Consider the following 15190-nt stretch of genomic DNA (forward strand, 5'->3'; position numbering starts at 1 on the left):
GTCGCCCCGGGGTCGTCGGTCGCTCGGTCTCGGTCGTCAGATGCTGACGTGGTCGCGCGGGTCGCCGTGGAACAGCAGGCGGCCGGTGGCCGTCATGAACGTCGCGTCGGACACCGTCCACGTGTGCGCGTGCCGGTCGCTACCACGGATGGAGACGTAGTTGTAGCGGTCCCCGGAGTAGACCTTCACGCCCTCGGCCATCGACCGGTCGAGGATGTCGGAGTCGACCGCGCGCGGGATGTCGCTGAACCGGACGGATCGGACGACGTCGCCCTCGAAGAGCATCGAGCCGCCCTGGACGCGGCGCTCGTAGCGGTTCTCCGAGTCGAAGTAGCGCAGGACGACGGCGCCGCTGGACCGCAGCCACACGTAGTGCGCCCACTTCCCGACGATGCCGGCATCGGTGTACCGGAAGCAGTCGAGCAGGTCGGCCAGGTAGTGCTCGCCGTAGAAGTTGTCGTCGTCCATCTTCGCGACGTACCGGCCCGCGGACCGGTCGACGCCGAGGTTCATGCACGCGCCGAGCGTGAGGGAGGGGTCGGCGCGGACGATCTCCAGGCGCTCGATCCCCTGGTCGGCCGCACGGGCCCGCAGGTCGTTCTCGTCGGGCTCGACCCCGTGGAGGACCAGGACGAGCTCGAGGTCGTCGTGGCTCTGACGGCCGACGTTCGCCAGGACGTTGTCCAGCTCGTGCGTGCGGTTCGTCGGCACGATCGCCGAGACGCTGCGGTCGCGCTGCGGGGCCGGTCGCCCGGCGGCGGCCAGGAGCGCGTCGACCCGGTCGGCGGCGCTGTGGCCGTGGAGCACCGCGCGCTGCAGGCGCAGCCCCTCCCGGTCACGCAGCTCGGCCTGCTCGATGCGGGCGATGAGCTCGCTGCGCAGCTCGCGCTGGTCGTCGCGCCGGGTGATCAGGGTCTCGAGCTCGGCCGGCAGCCGGTCGTCCTCCCGCCGCGGGAGGAGGCCGTCGGTCCCGACGACCGGCGTGCGGCTCGTCGCCGCGTGCAGCGTCGTCCACACCGCGGCGGGGCAGGAACCGGTGAGGTCGAGCAGCACGGCCGCGTCGGGGATCCGGGCGCGCACCGAGTCCCACGAGCCGTACTCGACCTGCCGCTCGCCGAGCAGCGGCGGGAGCGTCGTCGTCGACGACTTCCCGGCGACCCGTGCGACGGGGGTCTGCCTCGCGGGGAGCTTCGAGAGGGCGGGGGCGATCACCTCGTCGAGCACTGCCGGGTCGTCGACGTCGGCGAGCCCGTCGACGACGACGAGGGCGCCGGTGGTCCGCCGGGTCGTCGTCGGGGTGTCGTCGTCGAGCCCGGACAGGCGGGGCTGGCCGAACGGGTGCCAGAGCGCGACCTCCCGGCCGAGCAGGGCCACCGCCTCGTCCCGCAGGCTCCCGGTGGTCGCCCCGACGGCGGTCGCGGCGCGCAGCCAGCCCGTGTCCGGGACCGGGCCCGCGGTGAGCCACACGAGGACGGGGATGCCCTGGGCGACGGACTGCTCGACGACGCCGGTGAGCTCCGCGTCCGCCCCGAGCCAGCCGGTGACCTCTCCGCCGGCGGACTCCAGGAGCACCATCTCGGCCTGCGCGAGGTCCGTGCGCCAGGTCCGCCGGTCGAGCGTCGTCTGGTCCCACTCCGGGGCGAGGAGCTCGGCGAGCCGCGGGGAGGTCGCGGCAGCGACGCGGACGTCGGTCTCGGGGGCGCGGGTCGGCGCGCTCGCGCGGGTCGTGGCGTCCGACGCCGTCGGGGTCGGCGCCTGGACCGGCGAGGCCTTCGGCGTCGTCCCGGGCGGGGTGGACGCGCGCTCCTCGCCGCGGAACGCCTGGGCACCGGCGCGCCCCGCGGCGGCGAGGCGACGGGCAAGGTCCTTGGGCGACGACGGGATGCTCACGGGTCGCCAGTGTTCCACGCGCGAGGGGCCGCGCGGCGGGGGCGCGGCGGAGGGGCGGTCCGCGGTGGTTTCACCCGCACGGGCGTTCGCGGGAGGATGGCCCGCATGGACGAGACGACGATCGCCGGCCGGTACCGCCTCGGAGAGGTCCTCGGGCGTGGGGGGATGGGGACGGTGCGCCGCGCCCACGACGAGCGCCTCGGGCGCGACGTCGCGATCAAGACGGTCGACCTGTCCGAGGCCCACGACGCGACGGTCGGGGATCGCTTCACCCGCGAGGCGCAGGTGACGGCGAGCCTGGCCCACCCGAACATCGTCACGGTCCACGACTTCGGCGTCGAGGGCGAGACCGGCTACCTCGTCATGGAGCTGCTGTCCGACCCGACGCTCGCGGACCTGCTGCGCGAGCGGGGCACCCTCACGGTCCCGCAGGCGGCCGACGTCGCCCGGCAGGTCGCCGAGGCGCTCGCCGCCGCCCACGCCCGCGGGGTCGTGCACCGGGACGTCAAGCCCTCGAACATCGTCGTCGGGCCCACCGGCCGGGTGCGCGTCCTCGACTTCGGCATCACCCGGATCGTCGACGAGGCGACCTCCACCCAGCTCACGGCGGCGCAGGAGGTCGTCGGGTCACCGGACTACATGTCGCCCGAGCACGCCCGTGGCGAGGCGGTGGACGCCCGCTCCGACCTCTACGCGCTCGGCTGCGTCGCCTACCAGATGGTCGCGGGCGAGCCGCCGCTGAACGGTGCGACCCCGATGGCGACCCTCCTGCGCCAGGTGAACGACGAGCCGACGCCGCTGACGGAGGTCGCGCCGGGCACCCCCGCCTGGTACTCCGACCTCGTCGACGCGCTGCTCGCCAAGGATCCGGCGGACCGGCCCGCCGACGCCTCGGCGGTCGTCGCCCGCCTCCGCGAGGGCGTGCGCGGTGCGAGCGTGCCGCTGGTCGCCGACGCGGCGCCGACGGAGCGACTCGACGCGGCCGACTCGACCCGGGTCATGCCCGCCGCACGCCAGCCGGTACGGCCCGCCGCTCCCGTGCCCGCGGCGCCGGCACCCGCCCCCGTGCCGGTTCGGCGCCCCGTCCCGCCGGCCCGCCGGGGGAGCGCCCTGCCGTGGGTGGTCGGCCTGCTCCTCCTCGCGACCCTCGCAGCCCTCGCGTGGTTCCTCCTCGCGGACCGGGACGACGAGCCCCGCTCGCCGGTGACGACGACGCGGACGAGGACGACGACCCCGTCGAGCTCGACCCCGCCGGCGACCTCGCAGCAGCCCTCGTCCACGCCGCCGCCGCAGACGACGACCCAGGCGCCCCCGTCCACCAGCACGCCGACGTCGAGCTCGACACCACCACCCACGACGACCCCGCCGACGACCCCCTCGGCCCCGCCCACGTCNGTCTACTGAGTGAGCGCGAGGTGCCTGGTCGTGTCGCGGATCTAGTGTTGTTTCTTTGTCGCCGCGACCACGGGCAACTACCCCTCTCTATTCGCGGGAAGCGTCAGGTGTGTAAAAGAGCCAGGCCCCGTCCGTGGGCCCGTCGTCGACGGCGGGAGGAGCCGAGGTGCGCGAGCTCATCGACCCTGTCCTGTCCGCCGCGGCCCGCGCCGTCGGTACGGACGTCCCCGCCGCGCTCGACCTGGCCCGTCGGCTCGGGGTGGAGCACGCCGCCGACCTGCCTGGCGACGCCACCGGGCGGCTCACCCTCCTGGCCTCCCTCGGCCACGGCGACCTCACCTGCGCCCGGGTCGTCGAGCCGCACCTCGACGCCCTCTCGATCCGCGCCGAGGCCGGCCAGGCCGGTGACGACGCCTCCCGCGGGGTGTGGGCCGCGCACGCCCCCGGCCACCGGCTGAGCGCGACTCCCGAGGCCGGCGGGTGGGTGCTCACGGGCTCGAAGCCGTGGTGCTCGCTGGCCGACGTCCTCGACCGCGCCGTGGTCACCGCCACCGGGCCCGACGGCCACGGCCGGGCCTTCGACGTCGACCTGGGCCACCCCGGCGTGAGCCGCGGCGACGAGCCTTGGCCGTCCCGAGGGCTGGCCGCCGTCCGCTCGGGGTCGACGAGGTACGACGCCGTGCCCGCCGAACCCGTCGGCGGTCCGGGTTTCTACCTCGACCGCCCCGGCTTCGCCTGGGGCGGGATCGGTGTCGCCGCCGTGTGGTTCGGCGGGGCGCGCGCGCTCGCGGACCGCCTCGTCGCCTCTCTCGTGTCCGCGGCACCGCGGCGGACGCCGGACCAGATCGCCCACCTGCACGTCGGCCGAGTCGACGAGGTGCTCCACGGGGCGGGCCTGGTGCTCCTCGACGCCGCCGCCCGCATCGAGCGCGGCGAGGCGACAGGGGAGGACGGTCGGCTCCTGGCGCTCCGGGTGCGCGGCGCGGTGGCGCGCGGGGTCGAGACGGTGATCGAGGTCGTCGGCCACGCCCTCGGGCCCGGGCCGCTGACGGGCGACGAGGAGCACGCACGCCGCGTCGCGGACCTCACCGTCTACGTGCGCCAGCACCACGCGGAGCGGGACACCGCCCGGCTCGGTGAGGCGGTCCTCGCCGGAGGGTGCGTGGCATGACCGACCGCGCGGGCGCGCCGCCCGCCGACGGCTCGATGGCGCGCTTCCACCACACCGACCTCGGCACGAGCGAGTCGACCTGGTTGCTCGACGACGCCTGGGACGAGGTCCCCGTCGTCGGCGTGGTGGCCCTGCTGCAGCGCTTCGACGCCCTCGTCGTCGTCGTCGCCCACCCGGACGACGAGACCGTCGGTCCGGGCGCGACCCTCGCCGCCGCTGGGCTGGTCGGGCTCCCGACGACCGTCGTCGTCGCGACCGACGGCGCCCACGGCGCGCCGAAGGGCTCACCGTGGCGCGGCGAGCCCGTCGCGGCCCTCCGGGCCCAGGAGGTGAGCGATGCCTGCGCCGCGCTTCACCCGGGCGCCCGCCTCCGACGTCTCGACCTGCCCGACGAGCACCTCGCCGACCACAGCCTCGCCCTGGCCGACGTGGTTGCGGAGGTCGTCCACGGGATGACGGGGCGGATCCTCCTCGTCACGACGTACGACGCGGACGGCCACAGCGACCACGCGGCCGCCCACGCCGCCACCCGGGACGCCCTCGACCGGTCCGACCCGCACCGGGAGCGCACCACCCTGCTCGCCGCGCCCATCTGGGCGTGGCTGTGGGGATCGCCGCAGGAGCTGCCGTGGGAGCGTTGTGTCGCGCTCGACGTCCCGAACGCGGCCCGCCACGCCCGCACCCGGGCCCTCGGCGCCCACCGCAGCCAGGTCGTGGGGCTCGGGGTCGGTGCGGAACCGCTCGTCGGGCCGCGGCTGCGCGAGCGCGTCGAGCGGGTCGTCGAGACGCTCGTCGTCGAGGACCGGCCCGGGGCCCGCGACGCGCTCCTGGGCGCGGTCGAGCCGTCCGGTGCGCTTGACCGCGCGGGCCGCGTCCGGCGGCTCGACGCGATGTTCGACGACGGCAACGAGGACCCGTGGGGGGTCGAGGACTCCTTCTACGAACGGCGCAAGCGCGCGCTCACCCTCGCGGCGCCGACCCGGGACCGGCTCGGTCGCGTGCTCGAGATCGGTTGCGCGACCGGGGTACTCACCCGGGAGCTCGCCCCGCGCTCGGACGCGGTCGTCGCGGTCGACGTGAGCGCTCCCGCGCTCGAGGTGGCCCGGCGGCGCGACCTGCCCGGCGTGACCTGGGTCGAGGGCCATGCGCCAGGCGTCCTCGGCGACCCGGTGGTGACCGGCGGCGCCCCGTACGACGTCGTCGTCCTGTCCGAGGTCGGGTACTTCCTCACCGGGTCCGAGTGGCTCGCGACCCTGCGCGGCCTGTCCCGGTTGCTCGCCGCCGACGGCGAGGTCGTCCTGTGCCACTGGCAGCACCCCGTCCGGGACCTCCCGCTCGACGGTCCCGCCGTCCACGCCCAGGCCCGTGCCGCGCTCGGTCTGCCGGTCCGGTCGAGCTTCCGGGACGGCGACGTCCTCATCGAGGTCCTCGGCGGCCCGGAGTCCCTCGCCCGCGAGGAGGGGCGCCGATGATCCGCCTCGTCACCGTCGTCGTGCCCGTCCACGACGAGGAGGACCTGCTCGGCGCGTGCCTGGCCAGCCTCGACCTCGCCGGACGCCACCTGCGACTGACGCACCCCAAGGTCGCCCTGCGCGTCCTCGCGGTCCTCGACCGGTGCACGGACGCCTCGCCCCGGATCGCCCGCCGCGAGGGGGTGACGCGGCTCTTCGTCGACCACGGCAACGTCGGGGCGACCCGGTCCGCCGGGGTGCGTGCCGGTCTGGACCAGGCCACGGGGGCCGGCGTGCCCCCAGACCGGGTGTGGGTCGCGACGACGGACGGCGACTCCCGGGTCCCGCTGCGCTGGCTCACCGAGATGGTCGACCTCGCCGACGCCGGGATGGACCTCGTCGTCGGCACCGTCGAGCCCGATGACATGGCCGACCCGCTCGTGAGGGCCCGTTGGCACGCGGAACACCACCTGACCGAGGGCCACCCGCACGTCCACGGAGCCAACCTCGGCTTCCGCGGGAGCGCCTACCTCGCGGTGGGTGGCTTCCGCCAGCAGGCGGTGCACGAGGACGTCGAGCTCGTCGAACGGCTGCGCGAACGGACCGACCGGTGGATCGCCACCGATCGCACCCGCGTCCTCACCAGCGGTCGGGCCGCCGGCCGCGCCCGCGGCGGGTTCGCCGACTACCTCGCCGGCCTCGCGCCGGCGCTGACGCCCGCCACGGCGCCGCAGGCCGGCGCATGAGGATCGCCGTCGTCGGACCGAGCCGACACCCCGTCGTCGAGCCCTTCGCCGGGGGACAGGAGTCGGCGACCGCGGCGCTCGTCACCGGCCTGCGGGAGCGCGGCCACACCGTCCGGCTCTACGCCGCGCGCGGGACGAGCCCGGGTCTGGCCGACGAGGTCGTCGAGCACGAGGCGCTCCCAGAGCTCAGCGCCGTCGCCGCGATCGACCCCCACCTGCCGGAACCGGACTTCCTGCGCGACCACCAGGCGTACAGCGGCGTCATGGGCCACCTCCTCGCGAGCGACCCCGTCGACATCGTCCACAACCACTCGCTGCACCACCTTCCGCTCACCCTCGCCCCCGCGGTCCTTCGGGTCGTCGGTGCGCCGACCGTGACGACGCTGCACACCCCGCCGTTCCCGTGGACGGAGCTCGGCGCGCATCTCGCGGGCGAGCGGGCCCGGTTCGTCGCCGTGAGCGGCGCTCTCGCCCGGTGCTGGACGACGCTCGCGCCCGCGGCACTGACCGTCATCCCCAACGGGGTCGACCCGCGACGCTTCCCCCTCGGTGAGGGTGGGACGAGCGCGGTGTGGGTCGGCCGGATCACCCCCGAGAAGGGCCTCGACCTCGCCGTACGCGCCGCGCGGTCGGCCGGCGTGGGGCTGCGGATCGTCGGTCCGATCCACGACCGCGAGTACTGGGAGCGGGACGTGCAGCCGCTGCTGAAGGGTGCCGACGTCGAGGTGCTCGGCCCGCTCGACCACGTGAGGTCGGCCGAGATCATCGGGTCGAGCGCGGTCTCCCTCGTCACCCCCCGCTGGGACGAGCCGTACGGGCTCGTCGCGGCCGAGGCGATGATGTGCGGCACCCCCGTCGCGGGACTCGCCCGCGGCGGGCTGCCCGAGGTCGTCGGGGGAGCGGGCGGGCTGCTCGTCGGCGGCCCGGACGTTCCCGAGGACGAGGCGGTCACCGCGCTCGCGGAAGCCATCCGGACGCTCACCGGGCCGCAGGCACCCGACCGGCGGCTCGTGCGAGACGCCGCGGTCACCCGGTGCGGGATCGAGGCGATGCTCGACGCCCACGAGGACCTGTACGAGGAGACGACCTCGTGATCGGGGACGCGGCGTCACCCGGCGGTGCCCGCGTCGGGTATTACGTCCACCATGCCGGCGGCGGTCACGCGGCCCGGGCAGGGGCGATCGGACGTGCGCTCGCGCGGCGCGGCGCTGCGGTCACCTTCCTCGGGAGCCGGCTGGCCGACCCGGCCCTGCACGCCGACGGGCATGCCGTGGTCGCGCTCGCGGACGATGGCGCGCCGGGGGGCCTGCCCGCGGACGCCGACCCGACGGCCGGCGGTCTGCTCCATTGGGCGCCGCTGCACCACCGGGGGTACCGCGACCGGGCCGCCGCGCTCGCGGCGTGGGTCGCCACCGCCGCCCCGGACGTCGTCGTCGTCGACGTCTCCGTCGAGGTGACCCTGCTCGTCCGGCTCCTGGGAGTGCCCGTCGTCGTCGTCACCCAGCCGGGGGACCGCCTCGACGCCCCGCACCGGGCCGGGCGCGCGGCAGCGAGCGCGATCCTCGCGCCGTGGCCGATCGGACTCACCGAGGCCGGCGCGGCCCCGCACCTGATCGGCGACGCGCCTCCCGTCCAGCACACGGGCGGGATCTCCGCACTGCCCGCGCGACCGCGTCGCCGCGAGGTGCCCGGTGGGGCGCCGCGCCCCCGGCGCGGGGTGGTGCTAGCCGGACGCGACGGCTTCGACGATCCCGGGCTCGTCGACGACCTCCGCGGCGCGACCCCCCGGGTCGACTGGCGAGAGCTCGACGGCTCGCTCGGCCGGCCCGAGCTGGCGCAGGCCCTCGCCGAGGCGGAGGTCGCCGTCACCCACGCGGGTCTCGGCGCTCTCGCCGATGTCGCCGTCGCCGGCGTGCCGGCCGTCGTCGTGCCCCAGCCGCGCCCGCACGGGGAGCAGGCCGCGACCGGCCGGGCGCTCGACGCGCTCGCCTGGGCCCCCGTCGCCCCGACCGGGCGGGATCGCAGCACCGACTGGGCCGCCCTCGTCGACCGCGCGCTCACCACCGACCCGCTCGGCGCCCGCTGGTGCGCCGACGGCGCGGCCGACCGGGCGGCCGCCGCGATCCTCGACGTGGTGGCCCGACCGGGGCCGCCGGCCGGAGGCACCCGATGACCGGCCCGACCAGCCGCGCGGAGAACCCCGCCGTCGTGACGATCGCCCACGGGCGGCACGCGCACCTGGAGCACCAGCGGCGCCACCTGGCGGTCGTCGCGCCCGGCGTCCGGCACGTCGTCGTCGCGATGGACGACCCGGTCCTCGCGCAGCGGTGCGGACCCGACGTCGTCACGATGCCCGCCCACCCCGAGGGGCTGCCGCTCGCCGCGGCCCGCAACGCCGGGGTCGCCGAGGCGATCGACGGGGGTGCCGACCTCATCGTCCTCCTCGACGTGGACTGCGTGCCCGGGCCCCGCCTGCTGCGGCGGTACGTCGACGCGGCGGCCCGCACCGACCGGGCGCTCCTGGCCGGCCCGGTGACCTACCTGCCCGAGGGCACCGCCGTCCCCGCCCCGGCCCCGCCGGGCGGACCCGACCCGTTCGAGCACCTCACCGACCCCCACCCGGCCCGTCCGGCCCCCCCGGACGGGCAGCTCGTCCCCGGCGGCGACCCGGCGCTCTTCTGGTCCCTCAGCGTCGCGCTGACCCCCGCGACGTGGGAGGAGCTCGGCGGCTTCTGCGAGGAGTACGTCGGCTACGGCGGCGAGGACACCGACCTCGGCGTGGTGGCCCACGAGCGGGGGGTCGACCTCGTGTGGGTGGGGGGCGCGCACGCCTACCACCAGTTCCACCCCGTGTCCCGGCCGCCGGTCGAGCACGCCGCGGACATCGTGCGCAACGCCCACGTCTTCCGGCGCCGCTGGGGCCGCTGGCCGATGGAGGGCTGGCTGCGCGACCTCGACGCCCTCGGGGTGCTCCGTTGGGGCGGCCCGGCGAGCGACGAGCTGCGCCTGGCCGACCCCGGCGAGGGAGGGCTGCGGTGACCTCACCCGGTGGCGTCGACGACCCCGTCCGGGTGCGGTCGGTCCCGGCGGGGCATCCCTACGTCGCGGCCGCGCTCGGCCACCCTCGACTGCACCTCGTGCCCGACCCGCCCGTGCCCGGGGCCGGCCCCGGCGTGTGGTGGCCCCACCCCGCGCTCTCGATCGGGCACGTCCGGGAGCACGCGCACGAGTGGGACGTCGTCCACCTCCACTTCGGTGCAGAGCACCTGAGCGTCGAGCAGACCAGGGCGTGGGTGGACGCGCTCGCCGACGCCGGCGTCCCGCTCGTGGTCACGGTCCACGACCTCGACAACCCGCACCTGCGCGAGCAGGACCACCACCGCGCGCTGCTCGACGTCCTGGTCCCCGCGGCGGCGGCCGTGCTCACCCTCACCCGGTGCGCGGCGGCGCGGATCGCCGACCGGTGGGGCGTGCGGGCGCGCGTCCTCCCGCACCCGCACCTGGCGCCGCTGGCCCGGATCGAGGAGGCCGAGGGTCGGTGGGGCGACAGCGAGGGCGAGCTGCTCGTCCGGGTCGTCCTCAAGGACCTCCGCGCGAACGTCGAGCCGGCGATCGTCGAGGCCGTGCTCGCCGGGGTCCGTGCCAGCGAGGTCCCGGCACGGCTCGTCGTCGACGTCCACCCCGGGGTGCTCGCCCCGGACGGGGACCGCCCGGAGGTCGCGCAGCTCCTCGAACGCGTCGCCACCGACCCGCTGGCGAGGGTCGACGCGCACCCGCCGTGGTCGGACGAGGAGGTCCACGAGGCGCTCGGCGCGACGAACGTCCTCGTCCTGCCGTACACGCACGGGACGCACTCCGGCTGGCTCGAGCTGTGCGCCGACCTCGGCGTGCTCGCGGTCGTCCCGGCGCACGGTTGCTACGCCGACCAGCACCCGGCCGTCGCCGCCGACGGCACCGTCCCCGGGGCGTTCGCTGCCGCGGTCACGCGTGCCCTGCGCGACGTCGACGCGCACCGCCGGTCGGGCGCCGAGATCGCCCCGTGGCAGGCGACCGCGGCGGCGCGGGACGAGCAGCGGCGGGAGGTCGCCGCGGCCCACGCCGAGATCCACCGGGCGATCGGGAGGACCCCGTGACCACCGCGGCCGAGGTGGACCCCCGGCGCTGGCACCGTGCGGCCTTCCACGGCCTCGAGCCCCTGCCGCCCGACGACGGTCGCCCGCTCCTGGGCGTGTGGGGCAACTGTCAGGCCGAGAGCCTGCGTGTCCTCCTCGGCGACGGTCCGGACGCGGCCTTCCGCACCGTCCGTCTCCCCCCGGTCTTCGAGATCACGGCCGAGGAGCTGCCCGACCTCGTCCGCACGGCCGCCGCCCTCGACGTCCTCGTCGTCCAACCGGTGCGCGACGACTACCGCGGCCTGCCGATCGGCACCGCCCAGGTCCGCGCCCTGCTGCGGTCCGGGGCGCGGGTCGTCGTCGTCCCCTCGATCCACGACCAGGGGCTCTACCCGTACCAGGCGATGGTCCACGGTCCGGGGGTCGTCGAGCCCTCGCCCGTGCCGTACCACGACCTGCGCACGCTTGCCGAGCACCTCACCGGCACCCGCCCGACGCCCCTGCCGGTCGAGCGGATCCGCACCATCGCCGAGGCGTCCGTCGCCGAGCTCGCCCGCCGCGAGCGGCAGCACGGGGCGATCCCCGTGTCCGACCTCCTCCGGCCCGCGGGGATCGACGCCGGCCACACCGTCAACCACCCCGGCAACACCGTGCTCGTGGGGCTCGCCCGCCGGATCGAGGAGGCGCTCGGGGTGGGCGCGCGCGCCACCGATCCCGGGCGCGTCCTGCTCCGCGCAGTCATCACTCCCATCTGCGAGGATGTGGTGCAGGCGCTCGACCTCGGGCAGGGCAGCCGCCGTCCGGAGTGGACGATCGACGGCATCGAGGTCACCGACGAGACCGTGCGGCGCGCCCAGCTCGACTGGTATCGACAGCATCCGGAGGTGTCCGTGGCCGTGGCCGCGATCGTCAAGGACCGTCTCGCCGGGCTCGGGGTGTCCGCGTGAACGCCTCGGGTCGCCCGGCGGGCGAGGGGGTCACCCACCTCGTCGTCGGCCCCCGCAGCCACGGGGTCGTCCGGCACGCCGAGCAGCTCCTGTCGACGGAGGCGATGGCCGGGGTCCCGGTCGTCCGGCTCGAGTCCTTCGAGGCGCTCGACGACCTCGCTGCCGACGTCCTGCCCGCCCGGCTGCACCTGCATGTGACCGACAACGTCCTCGGGTCGGACGCGACCGACGCCGCGGACCGGATCGAGCGGCTCGCCCAGGGTCGGGTCCTCACCGCCTCGCTGCACGACCTTCCCCATCCCGAGGACGACCACGCCCGCTACGAGCGCCGCCGGCGCGCCTACGGCCGGATCGCGCAGGTGTGCCGCAGCGTCGTCGTCGCCTCCGAGCACGAGCGATCGCTGCTCACCTCCTGCGGCGCCGACCCCCGTCGCTGCGTCGTCGTGCCGCTCCCGCTCGACCGCTGGGACGAGACGGACGAGCCCGGCGCGCCCGCCCCCGGGACGACCACCGCCCCCACCGCGACACCGTCCGCCACCACGACGGCGCTGCCGTGGGACGGGCCGTGCGTCGCCGTCCTCGGGCACATCTACCCGGACAAGGGGCACCTCGACGTGCTGCACGCGATGGTCGACATCGACCCGTCGGTCGCATTCGTCGCGCTCGGTGCCGTGACACCCGGGCACGAGCCGCTCGTTGCCCGTCTGCAGGCCGTGGCCGCCGAGCAGGGCCGCCAGCTGATCGTCACCGGGTTCGTCGAGGACGACGACCTGCCCCGCCACCTCGCCGGGGTGACCGTGCCCGTCGCTGCGCATCACGCGGTGTCCGCGTCGGCGTCCGTGACGACGTGGATCGAGGCCGGGCGGGTGCCGATCGTCACCCCCGGGCCGTGGGTGCTGGAGACCGCGCAGCGGATGCCAGGGTGCGTCTCGATCGTCCGGGACATCTCCGGGGCGATCGGTCGCGCGCTGACCGACCCCGACCTCACGCGTCTGCCGGAGGACGTCGAGCTCTCGCCCTCGCGCGAGGAGGCGGGGATGCTGCTGGCCGAGGTCACCGAGACCGGCGAGGCGCTCATCAGCGTCGTCATCCCGTGGTACGACGACCAGGCGCGGCTCGAGAAGGTCCTCGCCGCGCTCGACGCCCAGGCGTGGCCCGCGTCGCAGATGGAGGTCGTCGTCGCCGACGACGGTTCGCCGGTCCCGCCGGTGACCGGCTCGCACGACTACCCCGTGGCGACCGTCCGGCAGGACGACGGTGGCTTCCGGGCCGCTGCCGCCCGCAACCTCGGCGCTGCGGCGACCGGTGGGCGGGTCGTCCTCTTCCTCGACGGCGACACGATCCCCGAGCCGGGCTTCGTCGAGGCGATCGTCACCCCGATCCTCGCGGGCGAGGCCGACCTCGTCGTCGGACGGCGGCGGCACGCCGATCTCGCCGGGCTGGACGTGGAGGAGACGATGGCCTTCCTCCGCGGGATCTCCGTGCGGCAGGTCACCCCCGCCAGCCCGGTCGCCGGGGGCGCGCCGGATCCGGACGAGGTCGTGCGGCGCGTGCCGCTGCTGCCGGAGCCCCGGTGGTTGGCCCAGGGATACGAGCAGACCGAAGACCTCCGGGCCGCCGACGACCGGTCCTACCGATACGTCATCAGCTCGGTCCTGGCGGTGCGTCGCTCGCTCTTGGACGAGCTCGACGGTTTCGACCCCGTCTTCGTCGGCTACGGCGGGGAGGACTGGGACCTCGCCCACCGCGCCTGGCTGGCCGGGGCGAGGTTCCGGCACGTGCCCGACGCGGTGGCCTGGCACGACGGCCCCGACTTCGCGGGCCGGTCCGACGAGGAGCACCGCGCGCGGACGAAGAACGCCGAGTCCCTGCGGCTCGCGGCGATCCTGCCCGACCGGCAGGCCCGCGCCCGGGGTGTCATCTGGGACGTGCCGGAGATCGTCGCCGAGGTGGACGTGTCCGGGATGAACCCCGCGACCGCGCTGCTCGTGTGCGCTCAGCTGCTCGAGGGGTCGGACTCCCGGGTGTGGTTGCGGGGGACGCCCGCGGACGTCGAGGCCGCCATCACCGCGTGGCCGTGGTCGGACCCGCGGGTGCGCGTCGGGCCGGTGCCGCAGCGGATCTGCGAGCGGGCGCCGTGGCAGGTCGTCCTTCACGGTGCGGCCCGGCTGGTCGGCATGACCCTGGAGCAGGTGGTCGACCTCGGTGAGTGGCACTACCTCAGCGACGAGGGCACGGCCGAGATGACGGTGCGTCGGACCCGCTCGACGAACATGGCGGCGCCCCCGCCCGGGACGGTCCGCGTCTCGTGGCTGCGCCCGGTCAAGCCCGGCGTGCCCTCCCTCGAGGCGACGTGGGGCTGGTCCGCCGACTGGTGAGTCCGGCCCGGTCGTCTGCGGATCAGGGGGCGAGCGAGGTCCACCCGCCGGCCCAGTCCGGGTCGGTCGGGAGCGGGCCCATCGGGTCGAGCTCATCCTCCGGGGTGCCGGGAACCTGACGGGCCAGACCACGGCGGATCGCGTCCTTGACCGTCACCATCTCGTGGCCCGGCGGCAGGAGGTCGGTGCGGAAGTCGTCCTCGTGGCAGACCATGTCGTGCCGCAGCGACTCCACGAGCGCCTCGACGACGGGACCGGGGACGTCGGTGAGGTTGCCCGCCATGAGCCCCACGAGCTTCGAGGGCAGCAGGGGCACGGAGATCTGCGGCCGCTGCAGGCCGGCGACGTCGGCGAAGATGTCGAGGAGGGCGCTGTAGGCCATCTGCTCGGGGCCGCCGATGTCGTACGCGCGGGTGACGGCCGGTGCGTCGAGGGCGCCGACGAGCGCGGCGACCGCGTCCGTCACGGCGATCGGCTGGACGTCGGAGCGCATCCACGTCGGGATCGTCTGGATCGGCAGGCGCTCGCTGATCTGGCGGACGATCTCGAAGGACGTCGAGCCGCTGCCGATGAGGATCGCTGCGCGCAGCGAGATCGTCGGGACGCCGTAGTCGCCGAGGACGCGCTCGACCTCGAGCCGCGAGGAGATGTGCGGCGACAGCTGGTCCTCCGGCACCTGCGGCACGAGACCGGAGAGGTAGACGATCCGCTCGAGCGAGGCGTCGGCCGCGGCCTGCCCGAAGATCTTCGCCGACAGGCGGTCGCGCTCGACGAAGTCGTCGCCGTCCATGCCGTGGATGAGGTAGTAGGCCGCGTCGCACTGGTCGAGCGCGCGGCGGACGGTCGCGGCCTCGAGCACGTCCATGGTCGTGACGTCGAGGCGGGGGTGGCCGGCCCACCAGAAGCGGTCGGCCGAGGAGGTGTCACGGAAGGTGGCCACGACGTCGTGCCCGGCGTCGAGGAGTGCCGGCACGAGCCGACCGCCGACGTAGCCGCTGGCGCCGCTGACGAGGATGCGCATGTGGGGTTCCTGATGGTCGTGCCCCGGACGGGGCGTCGGATGGGGCGGGCGCCGATCGGTACCCGGGGCGTACGGTGTG

At 75.9% G+C, this 15190-nt stretch carries 12 protein-coding genes; 10 read left to right on the forward strand and 2 right to left on the reverse strand.

The window, feature by feature from the left end:
• Positions 1 to 36: 36 nt before the first annotated feature.
• Complete coding sequence (locus DAA34_RS04535) at positions 37 to 1890, reverse strand: glycosyltransferase family A protein (RefSeq protein WP_106817796.1); 1854 nt, start codon at positions 1888 to 1890, stop codon at positions 37 to 39.
• Positions 1891 to 1995: 105 nt separating this feature from the next.
• Here DAA34_RS04535 and DAA34_RS04540 point away from each other — a divergent pair, with 105 nt between their 5' ends.
• From DAA34_RS04540 to DAA34_RS04585, 10 genes are all read left to right on the forward strand, one after another.
• Positions 1996 to 3294: a serine/threonine-protein kinase gene (locus tag DAA34_RS04540; protein ID WP_158707612.1), complete on the forward strand. Its 1299-nt coding sequence runs from the start codon at positions 1996 to 1998 to the stop codon at positions 3292 to 3294.
• Between the two features lie 157 nt (positions 3295 to 3451).
• On the forward strand, positions 3452 to 4456 hold the full coding sequence (locus DAA34_RS04545) for an acyl-CoA dehydrogenase family protein (protein ID WP_106817798.1): 1005 nt from the start codon (positions 3452 to 3454) through the stop codon (positions 4454 to 4456).
• Positions 4453 to 5928, forward strand: coding sequence for a bifunctional PIG-L family deacetylase/class I SAM-dependent methyltransferase (locus tag DAA34_RS04550; protein WP_106817799.1), 1476 nt, complete (start codon positions 4453 to 4455; stop codon positions 5926 to 5928). Before DAA34_RS04545 ends, DAA34_RS04550 begins: the two co-directional genes overlap by 4 nt.
• The gene (locus DAA34_RS04555; RefSeq protein WP_106817800.1) at positions 5925 to 6653 is read left to right on the forward strand and encodes a glycosyltransferase; all 729 of its coding nucleotides are present in this window, start codon (positions 5925 to 5927) and stop codon (positions 6651 to 6653) included. Before DAA34_RS04550 ends, DAA34_RS04555 begins: the two co-directional genes overlap by 4 nt.
• Positions 6650 to 7747: a glycosyltransferase gene (locus DAA34_RS04560; protein WP_106817801.1), complete on the forward strand. Its 1098-nt coding sequence runs from the start codon at positions 6650 to 6652 to the stop codon at positions 7745 to 7747. The genes DAA34_RS04555 and DAA34_RS04560 overlap by 4 nt, the downstream gene beginning before the upstream one ends.
• On the forward strand, positions 7744 to 8826 hold the full coding sequence (locus tag DAA34_RS04565; protein WP_158707613.1) for a glycosyltransferase: 1083 nt from the start codon (positions 7744 to 7746) through the stop codon (positions 8824 to 8826). Before DAA34_RS04560 ends, DAA34_RS04565 begins: the two co-directional genes overlap by 4 nt.
• Positions 8823 to 9692: a glycosyltransferase family 2 protein gene (locus DAA34_RS04570; RefSeq protein WP_106817803.1), complete on the forward strand. Its 870-nt coding sequence runs from the start codon at positions 8823 to 8825 to the stop codon at positions 9690 to 9692. The genes DAA34_RS04565 and DAA34_RS04570 overlap by 4 nt, the downstream gene beginning before the upstream one ends.
• Entirely contained in the window at positions 9689 to 10786 is a 1098-nt protein-coding gene (locus DAA34_RS04575) for a glycosyltransferase family protein (RefSeq protein WP_106817804.1), read from the forward strand. Before DAA34_RS04570 ends, DAA34_RS04575 begins: the two co-directional genes overlap by 4 nt.
• The gene (locus DAA34_RS04580; RefSeq protein ID WP_106817805.1) at positions 10783 to 11712 is read left to right on the forward strand and encodes a WcbI family polysaccharide biosynthesis putative acetyltransferase; all 930 of its coding nucleotides are present in this window, start codon (positions 10783 to 10785) and stop codon (positions 11710 to 11712) included. The genes DAA34_RS04575 and DAA34_RS04580 overlap by 4 nt, the downstream gene beginning before the upstream one ends.
• Positions 11709 to 14090, forward strand: a complete 2382-nt coding sequence (locus DAA34_RS04585) for a glycosyltransferase (RefSeq protein ID WP_106817806.1) — start codon at positions 11709 to 11711, stop codon at positions 14088 to 14090. Before DAA34_RS04580 ends, DAA34_RS04585 begins: the two co-directional genes overlap by 4 nt.
• Positions 14091 to 14112: 22 nt before the next feature.
• Here the strand turns inward: DAA34_RS04585 and DAA34_RS04590 are convergent, their stop codons facing one another.
• Positions 14113 to 15111 (reverse strand): NAD(P)H-binding protein, encoded by a 999-nt coding sequence (locus DAA34_RS04590; RefSeq protein ID WP_106817807.1) that lies wholly within the window; start codon positions 15109 to 15111, stop codon positions 14113 to 14115.
• Positions 15112 to 15190: the final 79 nt, after the last annotated feature.

It is taken from the genome of Janibacter massiliensis, assembly GCF_900289115.1.
GTDB lineage: Bacteria > Actinomycetota > Actinomycetes > Actinomycetales > Dermatophilaceae > Janibacter_A > Janibacter_A massiliensis.